This window comes from Hymenobacter psoromatis, assembly GCA_001596155.1.
In the GTDB taxonomy this organism is placed as follows: Bacteria; Bacteroidota; Bacteroidia; order Cytophagales; family Hymenobacteraceae; genus Hymenobacter.
Genome location: CP014771.1, coordinates 822339 through 838509, shown reverse-complemented (window position 1 = coordinate 838509; position 16171 = coordinate 822339). Strand labels below are relative to the sequence as shown.

At 59.2% G+C, this 16171-nt stretch carries 15 protein-coding genes and 1 pseudogene; 10 read left to right on the top strand and 6 right to left on the bottom strand.

What is annotated here, in order from left to right; genetic code table 11:
- The first annotated feature begins 28 nt into the window (after positions 1–28).
- From A0257_03620 to A0257_03585, 8 genes are all read left to right on the top strand, one after another.
- Entirely contained in the window at positions 29–1129 is a 1101-nt protein-coding gene (locus A0257_03620) for a bifunctional imidazole glycerol-phosphate dehydratase/histidinol phosphatase (protein AMR26272.1), read from the top strand.
- A 58-nt stretch (positions 1130–1187) separates the two neighbouring features.
- Positions 1188–1838, top strand: coding sequence for an imidazole glycerol phosphate synthase, glutamine amidotransferase subunit (hisH, locus tag A0257_03615; GenBank protein AMR26271.1), 651 nt, complete (start codon positions 1188–1190; stop codon positions 1836–1838).
- Positions 1839–1896: 58 nt separating this feature from the next.
- Positions 1897–2622, top strand: coding sequence for a 1-(5-phosphoribosyl)-5-[(5-phosphoribosylamino)methylideneamino]imidazole-4-carboxamide isomerase (locus A0257_03610; protein ID AMR26270.1), 726 nt, complete (start codon positions 1897–1899; stop codon positions 2620–2622).
- A 16-nt stretch (positions 2623–2638) separates the two neighbouring features.
- The gene (locus A0257_03605; protein AMR26269.1) at positions 2639–3148 is read left to right on the top strand and encodes a hypothetical protein; all 510 of its coding nucleotides are present in this window, start codon (positions 2639–2641) and stop codon (positions 3146–3148) included.
- Between the two features lie 33 nt (positions 3149–3181).
- A complete protein-coding gene (locus A0257_03600; GenBank protein ID AMR26268.1) occupies positions 3182–3904 on the top strand; it encodes a hypothetical protein in 723 nt (240 codons plus the stop codon).
- A gap of 56 nt (positions 3905–3960) precedes the next feature.
- Positions 3961–4746 (top strand): imidazole glycerol phosphate synthase cyclase subunit, encoded by a 786-nt coding sequence (locus A0257_03595; protein AMR26267.1) that lies wholly within the window; start codon positions 3961–3963, stop codon positions 4744–4746.
- Between the two features lie 26 nt (positions 4747–4772).
- A complete protein-coding gene (locus A0257_03590; protein AMR26266.1) occupies positions 4773–5177 on the top strand; it encodes a hypothetical protein in 405 nt (134 codons plus the stop codon).
- Positions 5178–5252: 75 nt separating this feature from the next.
- Positions 5253–5942 carry a bifunctional phosphoribosyl-AMP cyclohydrolase/phosphoribosyl-ATP diphosphatase gene (locus tag A0257_03585; protein AMR26265.1) on the top strand — a complete coding sequence of 230 codons (690 nt, stop codon included), beginning with the start codon at positions 5253–5255 and terminating at the stop codon, positions 5940–5942.
- Positions 5943–6104: 162 nt separating this feature from the next.
- On the opposite strand, the gene A0257_03580 is transcribed toward A0257_03585, so the two are convergent.
- From A0257_03580 to A0257_03560, 5 genes and pseudogenes are all read right to left on the bottom strand, one after another.
- The gene (locus A0257_03580; protein AMR26264.1) at positions 6105–7118 is read right to left on the bottom strand and encodes a hypothetical protein; all 1014 of its coding nucleotides are present in this window, start codon (positions 7116–7118) and stop codon (positions 6105–6107) included.
- Positions 7119–8100: 982 nt separating this feature from the next.
- Positions 8101–9297 carry a hypothetical protein gene (locus A0257_03575; protein ID AMR26263.1) on the bottom strand — a complete coding sequence of 399 codons (1197 nt, stop codon included), beginning with the start codon at positions 9295–9297 and terminating at the stop codon, positions 8101–8103.
- Between the two features lie 208 nt (positions 9298–9505).
- Positions 9506–12102: pseudogene (locus A0257_03570) on the bottom strand (DNA gyrase subunit A).
- Positions 12103–12347: 245 nt separating this feature from the next.
- The gene (locus tag A0257_03565) at positions 12348–12602 is read right to left on the bottom strand and encodes a hypothetical protein (protein ID AMR26262.1); all 255 of its coding nucleotides are present in this window, start codon (positions 12600–12602) and stop codon (positions 12348–12350) included.
- A gap of 471 nt (positions 12603–13073) precedes the next feature.
- Positions 13074–13739: a phosphohydrolase gene (locus A0257_03560; protein ID AMR26261.1), complete on the bottom strand. Its 666-nt coding sequence runs from the start codon at positions 13737–13739 to the stop codon at positions 13074–13076.
- 157 nt (positions 13740–13896) lie between these two features.
- Here A0257_03560 and A0257_03555 point away from each other — a divergent pair, with 157 nt between their 5' ends.
- On the top strand, positions 13897–14892 hold the full coding sequence (locus tag A0257_03555; GenBank protein AMR26260.1) for a glycerol-3-phosphate dehydrogenase: 996 nt from the start codon (positions 13897–13899) through the stop codon (positions 14890–14892).
- Positions 14893–14894: 2 nt separating this feature from the next.
- On the opposite strand, the gene A0257_03550 is transcribed toward A0257_03555, so the two are convergent.
- On the bottom strand, positions 14895–15317 hold the full coding sequence (locus tag A0257_03550) for a hypothetical protein (GenBank protein AMR26259.1): 423 nt from the start codon (positions 15315–15317) through the stop codon (positions 14895–14897).
- A 405-nt stretch (positions 15318–15722) separates the two neighbouring features.
- Between A0257_03550 and A0257_03545 the strand changes: the two genes are divergently transcribed.
- Positions 15723–16151, top strand: coding sequence for a hypothetical protein (locus tag A0257_03545; protein ID AMR26258.1), 429 nt, complete (start codon positions 15723–15725; stop codon positions 16149–16151).
- Positions 16152–16171: the final 20 nt, after the last annotated feature.

Sequence of the window (16171 nt, the reverse complement as noted above, 5' to 3'; positions counted from 1 at the left end):
AAATCCGTTTAATCCGTTTGAATCTGCGATGAAAGTTTTGTTTATTGACCGCGACGGTACCATCCTCATCGAGCCGCCGACCGACTACCAGATTGATGCCTGGCATAAGTTCGACTTCGTGCCGGGGGCCATCATGGCCCTGGCTCAACTGGCCCGCGACGGCGAGTACGAATTAGTACTAGTTACCAATCAGGATGGCCTCGGCACCGAGAGTTACCCCGAGGATACCTTCTGGCCCTACCAGCAAAAGATGCTGGACATCCTGAAAGGGGAGGGGGTCGAGTTCAGCGAGATTCTCATCGACCGCAGCTTTGCCCACGACCCGGCCCCGACGCGCAAGCCCGGCACGGCGCTGCTCACCCGCTACCTCGACCCGGCCAACGGCTACGACCTGGCGCACTCCTACGTTATTGGCGACCGTAGCACCGATGTGCAGCTGGCCGAGAACCTGGGCTGCCGCGCCATCCTGTTCCACGCCGAGGCCGACGAGCGCGCCGCGCTCAGCACCACCGACTGGGCCGCCGTGTACGAGCACCTGCGCCGCCCGCCGCGCCGGGCCCACCTCATGCGCAACACCAACGAAACGCGCATCGAAGTTATTCTCAACCTCGACGGCACCGGCCACACCGATTGCAAAACGGGCCTGGGTTTCTACGACCACATGCTTGACCAATTGGGTAAGCACAGCGGCTGCGACCTCTACGTGCGTACCCACGGCGACCTGCACATCGACGAACACCATACCGTGGAAGACACGGCCATCGCCATTGGGGCGGCCTACGACGAGGCCATCGGCGACAAGCGCGGCGTGAACCGCTACGGCTTTTTGCTGCCTATGGATGATGCGCTGGCCCAGGCCGCCATCGACTTTTCGGGCCGGCCCTGGCTGGTGTGGGCGGCTGACTTCCGGCGTGAGCGGGTGGGGGACGTGCCCACCGAGCTGTTTTACCATTTCTTCAAAAGCTTCTCCGACGCGGCTCGCTGCAACCTTAACATTAAGTGTGAGGGCGACAACGAGCACCACAAAATCGAGGCGATTTTCAAGGCCGTAGCTAAGTCCATTAAGATGGCCCTGGTGCGCGACCCGGCCGGGCAGCATGTGATACCCAGCACGAAAGGCATTCTGTAAGCTATATTATCATTTGGGTAAAATTGAATAGAGTTCCCGCTTAACCAAATGTTTTAACATGAATATTGCTGTTATCGATTACCAGGGTGGCAACGTGCAGTCCGTGCTGTTTGCGCTGGAGCGCCTAGGTATGAACGCTACGCTGACCTCCGACCCCAACGTAATTCGCCAGGCCGACCGGGTGCTGTTTCCAGGTGAGGGCGAGGCCAGTTCGGCCATGCGGGCGCTACGCGCCGCTGGCCTTGACAAGGTACTGCCTACGCTCACGCAACCGTTCCTGGGTATCTGCCTCGGCATGCAGCTGCTGGGCTGCCACAGCCAGGAAGGCCCGGCCGGGGGCACCGAATTACTGGGGATGCTGCCCTTTGAGGTAGTGCGCTTCACGCCGCCCGATGCCGCGCACAAAGTGCCTCATATGGGCTGGAATGACCTCCACGACTTACAAACGCCGCTGTTTGAGAATTTGGGAGGGGTAGGAGCCGTCCGGGCTGAAGTAGCTCCCACGGCCGCCGACTACGTGTACTTCGTGCATAGCTACTATGCGCCGGTGGGCGACTATACTATTGCCCAGGCCAGTTACCCGGCCGGGGTGCCGTTCAGCGCCGCCGTGCGCTACCGTAACTTCTACGGCGTACAGTTTCACGTGGAGAAGAGCGGCCCGGTGGGCGAGCAGATTTTGAAGAACTTTCTAGCCGCTGGCCTTACCTAGCTACTTTAACAAATGGTTAAATTGCGCTTAATAAGACTAAAATTTGCATATTACCCAAATGAATATAATACCCGCTATCGACCTCATTAACGGTTCGTGCGTGCGCCTGACGGGCGGCGACTTTGCCCGCCAGACCACCTACGCCGCCGACCCGCTGGCGCAGGCTCAATACTTCGAGCAGCTGGGCGCTACCCACCTGCACCTGGTTGACCTCGACGGGGCTCGCGCCCGCGAGCCGCGCCAGCTGCCGGTGCTAGAGCGCATTGCCCGCCACACGAAGCTGCACATTGACTTCGGTGGGGGCATTCAGACCACGGCAGCGGCCGAGGCGGCGTTTGCGGCCGGAGCGGCGCAGCTCACGGCCGGCAGCATAGCGGCCCGCGAGCCGGTGCTGGTGGGGGAGTGGCTGGCCCGGTTCGGGGCGCAGCGCATCATTATCGGGGCCGATTTCAAGGGTGACTTCATTGCCGTGAGCGCCTGGACCGAGCAGAGCACCCAGCGCCTGCCCGACTTCATCGGGGCCTACCTGGTGGCTGGGGCCACCACTTTCATCTGCACCGATGTGAGCCGCGACGGTCAGCTGCAAGGTCCCGCCACCGCTACCTACGCCGCCCTGCGGCAGCAGTTTCCGGCGGCGCGGTTCGTGGCCAGTGGCGGCGTCACGACCGTGGCCGATGTGGCCGCGATGCGAGTGCTGGGCATGGACGGGGTCATCATCGGCAAGGCCATTTATGAGGGTAAGATAAACGAAAGTGAGTTGAAAGTCGCATTACGAGTTCAATAAAAAAAATACCTTAATTATGTCCACTAACATAGACGCTATCAAAAAACTTTGCGAGGATTTCATGAGCGATGCGGACATTTATATTGAAGTGTTTCGCAGACGAGCAAGACCCTTAAAAATTGAACTTGATTTATTGCGATTTGGTGGTTTAGCAGTGCCAATTATCACTGCTATACTCTATATGCCGGAGGTAAATAATCTGCGAAGACTACCGGGTTTATCACTCGTGCTCTTTATCGTGTTAATCGCCGTGTTACTGTTTTCAATTCTCTCTATTGTTAGAACATGGGATGCTAATCTATTCTATTACTACGAGTCTATTCGGGAGTACACTGAACTTAAACAAGATTTCTTAAAACTATTACAGGTAGGTCACGAAGATGCAGGAGTCCAAAACCACGTATTTGAGATAGCCAGAACTAAATTTAAAAGCAGGTTGGGCAGGGATATAAACTATGATATTTCCAACCAGGAACTAAAGCAGGCTCGGCAAGTAATCATGCAACGGAATAAGGGAGTAGCTTGATAAATTAAGCTTGTTTATACCATCTTAAAGTCTATGTCCCCAGCTATCCCCGTCACCACCATTCTCTTCGACCTCGACGACACGCTCTTCGACCACATGGCCACGGCGCGGGCGGCCCTGGCCGCCACGGCGGCTAGCCGGCCGGCCTTGCAGCAGGTACCTTTGGAGGAGCTTTACCAGCGCTACAGTGAGTTGTTGGAAGAGTTGCATCCGTTGGTAATGACGGGCCAGCTCCCTTACCTGGCGGCGCGGCAACTGCGCTTTCAGCGGCTGCTGGCCCCGTATGAGCCTACCCTGTCGGCGGCGGCAGTTACCCAGGTAGCCGAGCAGCACTACGGGCACTACCAGCGGCTGCGGCAGCCCGTGGCGGGCGCGCTGGCGCTGCTGCAACGCCTGAAGCCGACGCATAAGATTGGTATCGTAACCAACAACCGCACGGCCGAGCAGGAAGAAAAGCTGCGCCACCTGGGCATGCGCGGGCTCGTGGATGCCTTGATTACTTCGGAGGGGGTAGGGGTGCTTAAGCCAGACCCCGCCATCTACGAAGTGGCCCTGCGCCGCTTGGGGGCCACGGCCGCCGAAACCGTGATGGTGGGCGACAACTGGCAGGCCGACGTACTCGGGGCACTGGCCGTGGGCATCCGGCCCGTGTGGCTGAACCGCCTGGGGGTGGCCCGGCCGCTGGCCCACGTGGCGGAGCTAGCCGGCCTGGAGCCGTTGGCCGACGTCTATAACGTAGTAGTTGCCGCCCCGTAGCTGCTGCGCTACGGACCGCTTGCACCCCGTCAATATTTTCAACTTATTTATCTATAATGCTGACCAAACGCCTCATTGCCTGCCTCGACGTGCAGAACGGCCGCACTGTGAAAGGCACCAACTTCGTAAACCTGCGCGATGCCGGCGACCCCGTAGCCCTGGCCGCGCGCTACGCTCAGGAGGGCATCGACGAGCTGGTGCTGCTCGACATCACGGCCACCGTGGAGAAGCGCCGCACCCTCATCGAGCTGGTGCGCAATGTGGCCCGCGAGGTCAATATTCCCTTCACCGTAGGCGGAGGCATCGGGGCGGTGGCCGACGTGGAGGCGCTCTTATTAAGCGGAGCCGACAAGGTCAGCCTCAACTCCTCGGTGCTGCGTGAGCCCGGCCTCATTGATGAACTGGCCCGCCGCTTCGGCAGCCAGTGCATCGTTGTGGCCGTGGATGCCCGCCAGACCAACGAAACCGCCGCCCATGCGGCCGATGAGGCCTGGGAAGTCTTTACCCACGGCGGCCGCCACCCCGCCGGCCGCGAGGCCCTGGCCTGGTGCCGCGAGGCCGCCGAGCGCGGCGCGGGCGAAATCCTGCTCACCAGCATGAGCCACGACGGCACCCGCGACGGCTACGCCCTGGGCCTGACGCGCGGTGTGGCAGCGGGGGTAGGGATACCGGTCATTGCCTCGGGCGGAGCCGGGGCGGCTCCGCACTTTCGCGATGTGCTGCTGCCCGGCGGGGCCGATGCTGCGCTGGCGGCCAGCGTCTTTCACTTCGGCGACCTCTCGGTGGCTGGCCTCAAAAATTATCTCCTGACCGAAGGCGTCGCTATGCGCCCGGTGGGGTAGGGAATTCTCACAGCAGCTACTTACCTATGCAGCAACTAGCCCATGTCACGCTGGTCGTGCGCGACTACGACGAGGCCCTTCACTTTTATACCCAGCAGCTGGGGTTTCAGCTGGTGGCCGATACGCCCCTGGGCGACGGCAAGCGCTGGGTGCTGGTGGCGCCGCCCAGTTTGGTGGGGGGTAGTGCCCTGCTGCTGGCTCAGGCCGACGGCCCTGAGCAGTTGCGCTACGTGGGCAACCAGACCGGCGGCCGGGTGTTCTTGTTTTTAACAACCGACGATTTCTGGCGCGACTACCACCGCCTGACGGCGCAGGGCGTACAGTTTCAGGAAACGCCCCGCGAGGAAGCCTACGCCACAGTGGCCGTCTTTGCCGACCTCTACGGTAACCTCTGGGACTTGCTGCAACTCAAACCCGCGCCTACTGCCTGAGCGGGGTCACGTTGGCTCATCGCTTATTCCCTTACCGGGGGCTCTTGCCCGCCGCTTTGCCTTTCCAAATGAATAATGAATATGGAGTTAGATTTTAATAAAATGCCCGACCAGCTCGTTCCCGCCATCGTGCAGGATGCGGCCACGGGCCAGGTGCTCATGCTGGGCTATTTTAATGCCGAAGCCTGGCAGCGCACCCAGGCTGAGGGCCGGGTCACGTTCTTCTCGCGTTCCAAGCAGCGCCTCTGGACCAAGGGCGAAACCAGCGGCAACTTCCTGCAGGTAGTTAGCCTGCACATCGACTGCGACCAGGATACGGTATTAGTATTGGCCCGGCCCGACGGCCCGACCTGCCACCGGGGTACCACCAGCTGCTTTGAGGCGTTGCTCACCGAAAGGGGGGGGGTAGGCACCAGCACCGATGCCGCGTTGCCTACCCCCCCGGTTGGCTTCCTGGCCGAGTTGGACCGCCTCATCGAGCGTCGGCAGCAGTTTCCGCAGGAGGAACCGGGCTCTTACACCGTTCGCCTGTTTGAAAAAGGCCTGGCCCGGATTGCGCAAAAAGTAGGGGAGGAGGCCGTGGAAACCGTTATTGACGCGATGGCGGGCAACCGCGTCGGTCTGGCGGGCGAGGCAGCCGATTTGGTCTATCACTTGCTGGTGCTGTTGCGGGTTAGCGGCTCGTCGCTCGATGAGATGCTGGCGGTGTTGCGCCAGCGCCACCAGACTATCGGGGCGGGCCAGCGTCGGCCACTGCCCGAATAGCACCACTTGGCTAATAAAGCCAAGACCATCAAGCGGCCCGGCCAACCTGAATTGGCTGGGCCGCCTGGTGGTCAGAAAGGTTGTTGCAGTTCAGTTCTTGCTCTTACGCTCTTATTTAACATAATTATTAAATAAGAGCTAAAGTATCTGACAATTAGCGGGTTATTTCTTAAGTTGTCGCTCTATTTTATCCAGTAGCGCGCGAATCAGGCTGAGGTCCTCTATTTCTGTCACATCGAGTTGAGTATTAATACCTGGGCCAGTTAATTCCACCCGAAAAAGAATTTGGCTGGTAGTAGGACTAATGGTAGCGGGTAGCGGTGCCTGCGCAGCAGGAACAGCCCGTGTTGGCGGGGTAGCAGCTGGTCGCGTTGACCCGGTAGGGGTAGAGACTGGGTGAGGAGAGTCCGGTGAGGGCGCAGAGCGGGCGTCTGCGCCGTTAAAGCCAAAGAGACTGGCGATGGCATCGGTCGTGGCCGCTGGCGTCGGGCGGGGCGTTGGAATGGGTCTTTGCAGGCGGGCGGGGGCTTCAGCCGCCGCCAGGGGAACTTGAGCTTCCACCTCCTCTGGCAGCGTCAGTTCTTGGTCATCATCTGTAGCCGCAGTATCGGCGGAAGCTCTGGCAGAAGGAATTTGTCGGAAGATGTTGGGGGGCGGGGCCGGGCTGGCCAGTTCGCGTCGGGGAGCCTGTTTCGCTGCCAGTTGGTCGATATCGGCCACCACATTGTGTTCGTCGAGCAGATTGACCATGCGTGCGCCATCTACAAAGGCTTTAGAGACGCTTTGTGCGTTTATCTCCTCCACGTCGAACTCGCGTATCAATAAGACGTCGAGCATGGCGACTGGTAGTTCGCGGGAGCGAAATTTGCGGCAGAGCTGTGTAAACAGGGGCGGCGTGAGAAAGGCTTCCCGGTGAAACAGTAGTTCCTCCTGCTTATCGTAAGAGTGTTTGATGCGTCGGAAGAGCGTTGTGGTGGTCAGCATTTCCCGTTTGCTGGTGAGTAGTCCAAACTTTACGGCGGAGCCCACAATGGCTTTAAAGGAGCCGCTTACCTTACGATTCAGTTTGCGGGCGCAGGTTTCGAGCGCGCATTTGCCCCCCGTGTCATCGACCACTTCGGCTACTTCCCAGGCACCACTGTAATTGGTGCGAGGGTAATCAATTAACTTAGGCATAACGGGTAGGGTAATGATGAGTACAAATGTAGGGCAAGTATAAATATAACCAATAAAGTATAAAAAAGTACAAAATAATATTTGTTTTTTGTACTTTTTTATACTTTATTGGTTTATTAATGTTAACGCCTGCGCTTGTACTAGGGTAATTTTAATACCTTCCATACCTCCTTAATACAAAGGGAGAGGAGTACACACAACTGCTTCTACTCCGAAACGATAGTATCTGATAGAAAGACTGGTAGAATTTATCGGCTTGTTTTCTATAATTGATTGCATCAGACATAGAAGTGACAATGGTTCTTGGACAGCACCTATGACCTGAGGCTACGTAGCTGCTATGGAAGCCAGCTTTACGGCCTTTTTCAGAACCCTGATGCACAAAGGGCGTTCCACCCGCAAGTGCCCATTCCACGAAATTTGTCAGAGAACTATAACAATTAGCTCAACCAGCTTCGTAGTTACCCGAGCAACAGGGTTACGAAAAAAAGCTAAGTAGCACAGTGAATCTTTCAGCTGGCCAGTGCAGAGCAAATAAAAGAGCAGCAATAAAATAAACCCCGCTTATAGAACCACCGAGGATAGCTTCATATTAGTCTAACCACCAGCCAGCCTTAGTAGGCCAGCTAGCCAACCAACCAGTCTTCCATAACAACTACTCAACAATGAAATCTGAACCTCCCTCATACCGGCATTCCGACTGGTGGCTGACGTGAAACCAGTGGGGGTAGGGCGGTAACCAGCAGTGCTAGGCCCGCCCTACCCCCTTGCTACGGAGCGAAGCTATTTGCGACATACATTCTCAACCCACCCAAATACAGCGGATTTATTTGTCTTATAATTAATATTATGTTAAACTGGATTACGAATTCTCGCCCCCTGCCATCCTCACCGCGCCTACCCTCTCCCCTAAACTAAAAAAAGCTACCCCAGCCTCAGGAGGCGGGGTAGCTTTTTTTAACTACCGCTTTTTTCGAACCGGTTACTTCTTGAGCGCCTGCAAGCGGTCCTCCATGCGCTTCGAATCGGCATTGCGACCCAGCCGGAAGTACACCTTTTGCAAGGCACTGATGCTACCGGCGTCATTGGGCTGAATTTCCAACGCCTTTTCGAAATACGGCACGGAGGCCTCAAAATATTTCTTGCCCTGCGCTTCCAGCGGCTTACCCTTGGCCTGGTACGTTTTCAGGTCCATCTTACTGGCCTTCGTATAGAGGTTAGCCGCCTGGTTGAAGTTGTAGATACCCATGTTGAACTGGGAGTCGAAGTTCTGGGGGTCCAGCTCAATTGCTTTCTTATAATCGGCCTGCGCCAGGTCAGATTTTTTCTGCTGGTCGTAGAGACCAGCGCGCACCGCGTACAGGTTGGCATTGGCGGGGTCGGCCGCGATGGTTTTGTTTATCTTCTCCAACGCCGCGTCACTGTTGCCCCCGGACATGGCCGCATTGAGGTCTTCAATGAGAAATGCCTTGTTATTCGGGTGCGCTACCAGGGCTTCCTTCAGGACTTTCTGCCCTTCGGCCGGATTATTTTCCTGCCGGGCTATCTGCAGCAAGCGGGTATAAACTGTCACCGGGGCGGGCTTGGTCTTGTAAACATCCATCCCCAGCAGCTGATTGTAATTGGCTTTAGCCCCCGCGTAATCTTGCTTGGCTTCCATCGCGTAGGCCCCGTACAGCACGGCCGTCGTATCGGTTGGGTTCAGCTGCGAGGCCAGCTTATAGCTGGCAATAGCCTTGTCATAATCCTTGTCGTTGTAGCTCTTAACGCCGGCGTTAAAGGCCATACCATATAGGTTCTGGAGGCGCGCGGGCACCTGCTTGCCGAATTCACCGGCCGGGCCATCCAGCTGCAGAGCCTTGTTATAGGACTCGCTGGCTTTTTGCAGGGCCTCGCCGGGCTGCATATCCTTGGTGTATTTGGCAAACAGCGCCTGGGTGTTGGGGTCCAGCAGTTGGTTGTAGATTTCGCCGCGCGTAAACCAGGTTTTTGCTTTGTCCTTGGTTTTTTCGTTGGTGATAGCCTCGTTGATGCTGGTCAGGGCCTTGTCCATTTGGCCAGACTTTTGGCTGAGAATGGCGTTGGTAACCGCCGAATTCTGGGCCAGGGCCGGCGTGGCCAGGCCAACGGTAGCCGTGAGAGCAGCGGCAACGGCTAGCTTCAGAAAGGAGTTGCTCATGGGAAATGGGAGAGAAAGAAGAAAAATGTTGACGGGGCAAAGCTACGTCCGCCCGGCAAATGAACGAGAGGGGCCAGCCGGCCATTTTCATCTTTACGATAGGAAGCGGAGGCTGGTTGGGTTGGACCAGGGGGGTAGGGCCCACGGAGTAGGCATAAAAAAAGGGGCAGCCCGACCAACGAACTGCCCCTCTCCTACTCCCAGCAGCCTATTCCTGGTCTTCGACTCCTTCCTCTTCCAGCTGGTCGGAGTCAGAGTTCTCGGCATCGAGTGGCACCCGCTCGTCCTGCACCTCGGCATCGGTCACCACGAAGCCTACCCCCTCGGTGGCAAGCGAGTCCAACTCCACCTCATCGACCTCCGCGGCGGCTACTTTGGCCACCGACGAAATTTCGTCATTGGCCGCTACCTTAAACAGACGCACGCCCTGAGTGGCGCGGCCGATAGTACGCAGCTCGCTCATACTCAGACGAATAGTGAGCCCCGAGCGGTTGATAATCATCAGGTCGTCGGCGTCGTTCACGGCCTGAATACTCACCAGCTTGCCGGTTTTGTCGGTCAGATTCATGGCGCGTACGCCCTTGCCGCCGCGCTTGGTAACCCGGTACTCCTCCAGCGCCGAGCGCTTGCCGTAGCCGTTTTCACTCACTACCAGCAGCTCCTGGCTCGCATCGGCGATGCACACCATCCCCACGACCTTATCGCTGGCATCTTCCTCGTTCAGACGAATACCGCGTACCCCGGCCGCCATGCGGCCCATCGGGCGCGCATTGTCTTCGGGGAAGCGAACGGCCCGGCCCGAACGCGAGGCCAGCAGGACTTGGGAATTGCCCGAGAGCAATTGCACGTCGAGCAGGCGGTCGCCCTCGTTGATGGTAATGGCGTTGATGCCGGCGGCGCGGGGGCGCGAATAGGCCTCCAGCGGCGTTTTTTTCACCGTGCCCTGCTCGGTGCAGAACATGAGAAAAGTATTCTCCAGATAATCAGGCGAGCGTAGATTACGCACGTTGAGCACCGAGCGCACCGCGTCTTCCTTGGGCTTGTCGATGAGGTTTTGCAGCGGCGTACCCTTGCTGGTTTTGGCGGTTTCGGGCACTTCATAGACCCGCAACCAGAACATGCGGCCCTGCTCGGTGAAGATGAGCAGGTACTCGTGGGTGGTGGCCACGAACAGGTGCTCCGTGAAGTCGTCCTGCTTGGAGCCGGCGCCGCGGGCCCCTACCCCCCCCTGCCCTGGGTACGGTACTCGTCGAGGCTGGTGCGCTTGATGTAGCCCTCGCGGCTCACGGTGATAACCATCGCCTCGTCGGCAATCATGTCCTCCATCGAGAAATCGCCGCCCGCCTGGTTAATGCTCGTGCGGCGGGCATCGCCGTAGCGCTCGCGCATCTCCAGTAGCTCCGTTTTAATAAGCGCGCGCTGCTCTTCGGGTGAGGCCAGAATAGCGTTGAGCCGGTCCACGAGGCGCATCAGCTCCTCAAACTCGGCCACGAGCTTGTCGCGCTCCAAACCGGTGAGGCGCTGCAAACGCATGTCGAGAATGGCGCGGGCCTGCACCTCGCTCAAGGCAAAGCGCTCGATGAGGCTCATGCGGGCTACCTCGGGGTCGCGCGACTCGCGGATGAGCTTTATCACCTCGTCCAGGTGGTCGAGGGCGATAAGCAGGCCTTCCAGGATGTGGGCCCGCTTCTGGGCTTCGGCCAGCTCGTAGCGCGTGCGGCGCACGATAACTTCCTCGCGGTGCTCCACGAAGTGCAGGATAAGGTCGCGCAGGTTCAGCGTCATCGGGCGGCCTTTCACCAGGGCTACGTTGTTGACGCCGAACGAGCTTTGCAGCTGGGTGTACTTGAACAGGTTGTTGAGCACCACCGTGTTCAGGGCGTCGCGCTTGAGCTCATAAACCACGCGCATGCCGTCGCGGTCGCTTTCGTCGCGCAGGGCGGCGATGCCCTCAATCTTCTTATCGTTGATGAGCGCGGCAGTCTTCTCAATCATCGAGGCCTTGTTCACCTGGTAGGGAATCTCGGTCACGATAATCTGCTCCTTGCCGTTGGGCAGGATTTCGAAGTGCGTCTTGGCCCGCATCACGATGCGGCCGCGGCCGGTTTCGAAGGCCTGCTTCACGCCCTCGTAGCCATAAATAATGCCGCCCGTGGGGAAGTCGGGAGCCGTAATGTGCTCCATCAATTCCGGGATGGTGATGTCCGGCTTGGCCAGGTAGGCCACGATGCCGTTCACGACCTCCGTCATGTTGTGGGGGGCCATATTGGTGGCCATGCCCACGGCAATGCCGCTGGTGCCGTTGACGAGCAGGTTCGGAAACTTGGCCGGCAGCACGCTCGGCTCCTCTAGCGAGTCGTCGAAGTTGGGCTGAAAGTCCACCGTGTCCTTATCGAGGTCGCCGAGCAGCTCGTCGGCGATGCGCTTGAGGCGGGCCTCAGTGTAGCGCATGGCGGCCGGCGAGTCGCCATCGACCGAGCCAAAGTTGCCCTGGCCATCCACGAGGGGGTAGCGCAGACTCCAGTCCTGGGCCATGCGCACCATCGTGTCATACACCGAGCTGTCGCCGTGCGGGTGGTACTTACCCAGCACCTCACCCACAATACGAGCCGATTTCTTGTGGCCTTTGGTGTACGAGACGCCCAGCTCGCTCATGCCGTAGAGCACGCGCCGGTGCACGGGCTTGAGGCCGTCGCGCACGTCGGGCAGCGCCCGCGAGATGATAACCGACATCGAGTAGTCGATGTAAGCCCCGCGCATCTCGTCTTCGATGTTAATCGGGATTATTTTTTCGCCTTCGGCCATTCCGGGTAGGGAATTAAGAGTTAAGGGTTGAGAGTTAAGAGTTATCTTGGCGAAGAAGTTAATTTTTAACTCTTAACTCTCAGCTCTTAACCCCCTTTAATGCGTGCGCAAGTTACGCCGAAAAAGCCGGTTTTCCTAGCTTCTGCGGCACTTAGCGCCCTCACTCGTCCTACCCCCGACAAGCAGCCCTGCCGCCGGCCTACCCCCGTTAAAAAGCGAAATTCCGACCTGAGTAGCCCGCCGCCTTATTTCAGCGACTTGCTGCGGTCGCTGTCTTTGCGTTTGTTGTCGCCGTCGTGCTGATTGCGGTACTTCTCCCCGATGGCTGGGTACTGCATCTTCCAGATGGGCCGGGCGCGGTACTTTACCCCGTTGTGGTAGTGGGCTTTGCGCGCGTGGCACGCGTCGATGGGGCAGGTGCGGCAGCCGGCCAGGGCCAGCAGGCTCAACAGCAGAAAGAACAGCGGCCGGCTGGCAGCAAGGGGTAGGCGCAGCTTCATAGCGGGTAAAGATACGGACGCCCTCCCCAGCGGCAGGCAGCGCAAGCCCCAGCCGCTACCCCGGTACTAAGCAGCCTGTTCCCAAGGTATCCTCCCCACAAGGCGGCTACCTTTGCCGCTGCCTCGCGTGTGGTAAGTCCCCCAGCCATTCGGCTCCTCCCTAAAAAGAGAAGCCCGGCTGCTAGGAACAGACCGGGCTTCGAGAAGTGTGGGGGTTATGACGTAACCCTTTACTTCATGGAGATATGAAAAAGGACTGCGCGAAGCCGGGATTTGAGCTTAAGCTCAGACTTCGGATGCCACCCGAGCTGGTAAAGTGGCTCGTGTGGCTGCTGCTCAGTGGTACGGCCCTTTCGGCCGTGGCCACCTTAGCGGCGTAAAGTGGGCAGGGGTCAGGCCGGAAGGGTTGGCCCCTGCTTTCGCTTTGGCAAATATAACAGCTTTTAGTTACCAAAGGTTACGCCCAACGGCCTATGGTTGCGGCTGCAAGTCAGTGCCCTCCCACTCGCGCAGAAATTGGGCCACGAATTGCTCCATAAAGCGGTGGCGCTCCGCGGCCAGGGCGCGGGCGGCGGGCGTGTGCAAGCGGTCCTTAAGGTGCAAGAGCTTCTCGTAGAAGTGGTTGAGGGTGGGCGCGGTGCTCTGTTTGTACTGCTCAAAATCGGCGTGCGACACGGGCGGCGTGGCCGGGTCGTGCATCGGCCGGCCCTTGTGGCCCCCGTAAGCAAAGGCCCGGCCCACCCCGATGGCCCCGATGGCGTCGAGCCGGTCGGCATCCTGCACCACGGCCGCCTCGGGGCTGCTCACGGGCGTTTCCACACCCAGACCCTTGAAGCTTACCTCGCGGATAACCTGCTCGACGCGCGCCACCGTGGCCTCGGGCACCTGCTGGCTCAGCAGCCAGGCGCGGGCGGCGCGGGGACCGGCCTCGTAGTCGCCGCCGTGAAACTTCCAGTCGGCGATGTCATGCAGCAGGGCGGCCAGCTCGGCTATTTCCAGGTCGGTGCCGGGCGTGCTGGCGGCCAGCGCCCGCGCCACCTGCCACACCCGCCGGATGTGCGGCCAGTCGTGCCCCGAGCCTTCGGCCTGAAATTTTTCTTCGATAAAAGCGGCCGTGGCGGCAATAGCTGGGGTCATGGGGTGGTAGCGCGAACGTTGTAGCTCGCGTCAGCCGGCGAGTATTCCCCGGCTAACGCGAAGGACAAAGTTCGCGCTACTGCGGCGTTGCACCACTAGCTTGCGGGCTGAATTCTCTCCCCCCACCCGATGGGGCCGCTGCAACCGGCCCTCCCCTATGGAAAAAATTGCCATGCTTGGCGGCGGCTCCTGGGCCACGGCCCTCACCAAAATCCTCTCCGAAAACGGCGCCCGCGTGGACTGGTGGCTGCGCTCGAAAGACGACGTGCAGCACCTGCTGCGCACCGGCCACAACCCGCGCTACCTCTCCTCGGTGCTCTTCGACCGCAACCTGGTCTTCCCCACCACCGACCTCACCGATGCCGTGCTGGAGGCCGACTGGCTGGTGCTGGCCGTGCCGGCGGCCTTCGTGCAGCCGGTGCTCGATAAACTGGGCCGCGACGCGCTGCGCCACAAAATGGGGGTAGTGTCGGCCATTAAGGGCATGATTCCGGGCAAGAATATCCTGGTTACGGACTACGTGCAGGAGCGCTTCCGGCTGCCCGCCGCCCAGCTCGGCGTGATTGCCGGCCCCTGCCACGCCGAGGAAGTGGCCCTCGAAAAGCAGAGCTACCTCACCATCGGCGCGCCCGACGTGAGCGGCCTGGGCGTGGCCTTTTGCCAGCTGCTGCGCAACCGCTACGTGAGCGCCCACCCCGCGGCCGACCTCGACGGCATCGAGTACTGCGCCGTGATGAAAAATATCATTGCCCTCACCGGCGGCATTGCCCACGGCCTGGGCTACGGCGACAACTTCCTGGCCGTGCTGGTGAGCAACGCGGTGCAGGAAATCCGGCGCTTTTTGCAGGCCATCTCGCCCCAGCCGCGCGACCTCTCGGCCTCGGCCTACCTCGGCGATTTGCTGGTGACGGCCTACTCGCAGTTCTCCCGCAACCGCACTTTCGGCAACATGGTGGGCCGCGGCTACTCGGTGAAATCAGCCCAGCTCGAAATGAACATGGTGGCCGAGGGCTACTACGCCGTCAAGAGCATCCACGAGCTGAACCGCAAGCTCAAGGTGAATATGCCCATTACCACGGCGGCGTATAATATTTTGTATGAGCGCATTGCGCCGGCCGTGGAGCTGGAGATATTGAAGGAGAAATTACGGTAGCTTTAAAATAGTTGAGCCACTACCACTACCAAGATGAACAGGTAGCCAGCCAGTCCGGCCCAGAAGATGTTACAGTTTCTAGCTTGATTCAACTCCTGAATGAGTAAGAAACTGGTTGGCTCATTGGCATCATAATATAAGTAGACTTCATCGCCATCAAAAAACTCTAGCCTGTTGCCGGATAGCTCTTTTTCTACTTTAACAGGCGTCCCAGTTGCCGTGGTAAACAGTAGTTCAACAACCGTTCTTCGCTGGTAAATGGCAGTTAATGGCTGGCCAGTAGCAATTGTTCGCTGACTGATAACAATACCCCGCCCCGACACTCCATGCTGCCATAGGTTTGCGGCAAACCGAATATCAAGAGCCAGTCTGACCAACCATAAACCTGGCACTAGCAGCAGGAAAAGAAAAAATAGTAGTTCCATTTACCAAAGCAACCGCAGGCCAAAACCAATAGTGGGCCTACCCCGTTATATTTGCACTAGTTACGAAGAAAATAAGGGGCCGGGCGCACGGCCCAGCCCCTTACCCAACTACCGGAGTAAGTAGGTGACAAGTAGCGCGGCCAAGGCCTTGGCTACGTCACCCGCAAACCCCACCAATGCCGCCGTTCCGATGGCATCAAGTAGTTTTGTCGCGTTGTCCCGTTTCATTTGGTGATGAAGAAAGGGTTCGGACAAACCCCCACTTCAGAAACCCCGACTGTTAGCGCAGCCGGGGTTTCCCTGTTGAAAGGGCTACCGTAGGCTGGGGGACTTACCAACGCGCTTGCGGGCAAAGGTAGCGGCGGCATCTTTGCGGCGCGGTCCCTACCCCCCGCTGCTGTCCCCATGCTAAACTGGCTGCCCCTGGCCCTGCTTACGGCCCTGTGCCTGGCGGGCTACAACTTCTTTATCAAGCTCGCCGCTGATTCCCTACCCCCCGCCGTGGGCGCGGTGGTGCTGCAACTCGTGGCGGCCGGGTTGGGCGCGGCGTGGCTGCTGCGCCTCAAGCTGCTGGGGCAGCCGCTGGCCGCGTCGGGCCGGGGGCTGGCGCTGGCGGCGCTGGCCGGCCTGAGCGTGGGCTTGGCCGAGATTCTGACCTTCGTGGTGTTTCGGCGCGGGGTGCCGGCCTCGGTGGGCACGCCCGTGATTGTGGGTGGCTCGGTGCTGCTGACGGCGCTGCTGGGCCTGGGGGTGCTGCGCGAAAGCCTCTCGCTGGCGCAGCTGGGCGGGCTGGCGCTGGTGGTGGCGGGCATTGGGCTGCTGGCGCGGGGGTAGGCGGCCTTTTGAGAGGAGAG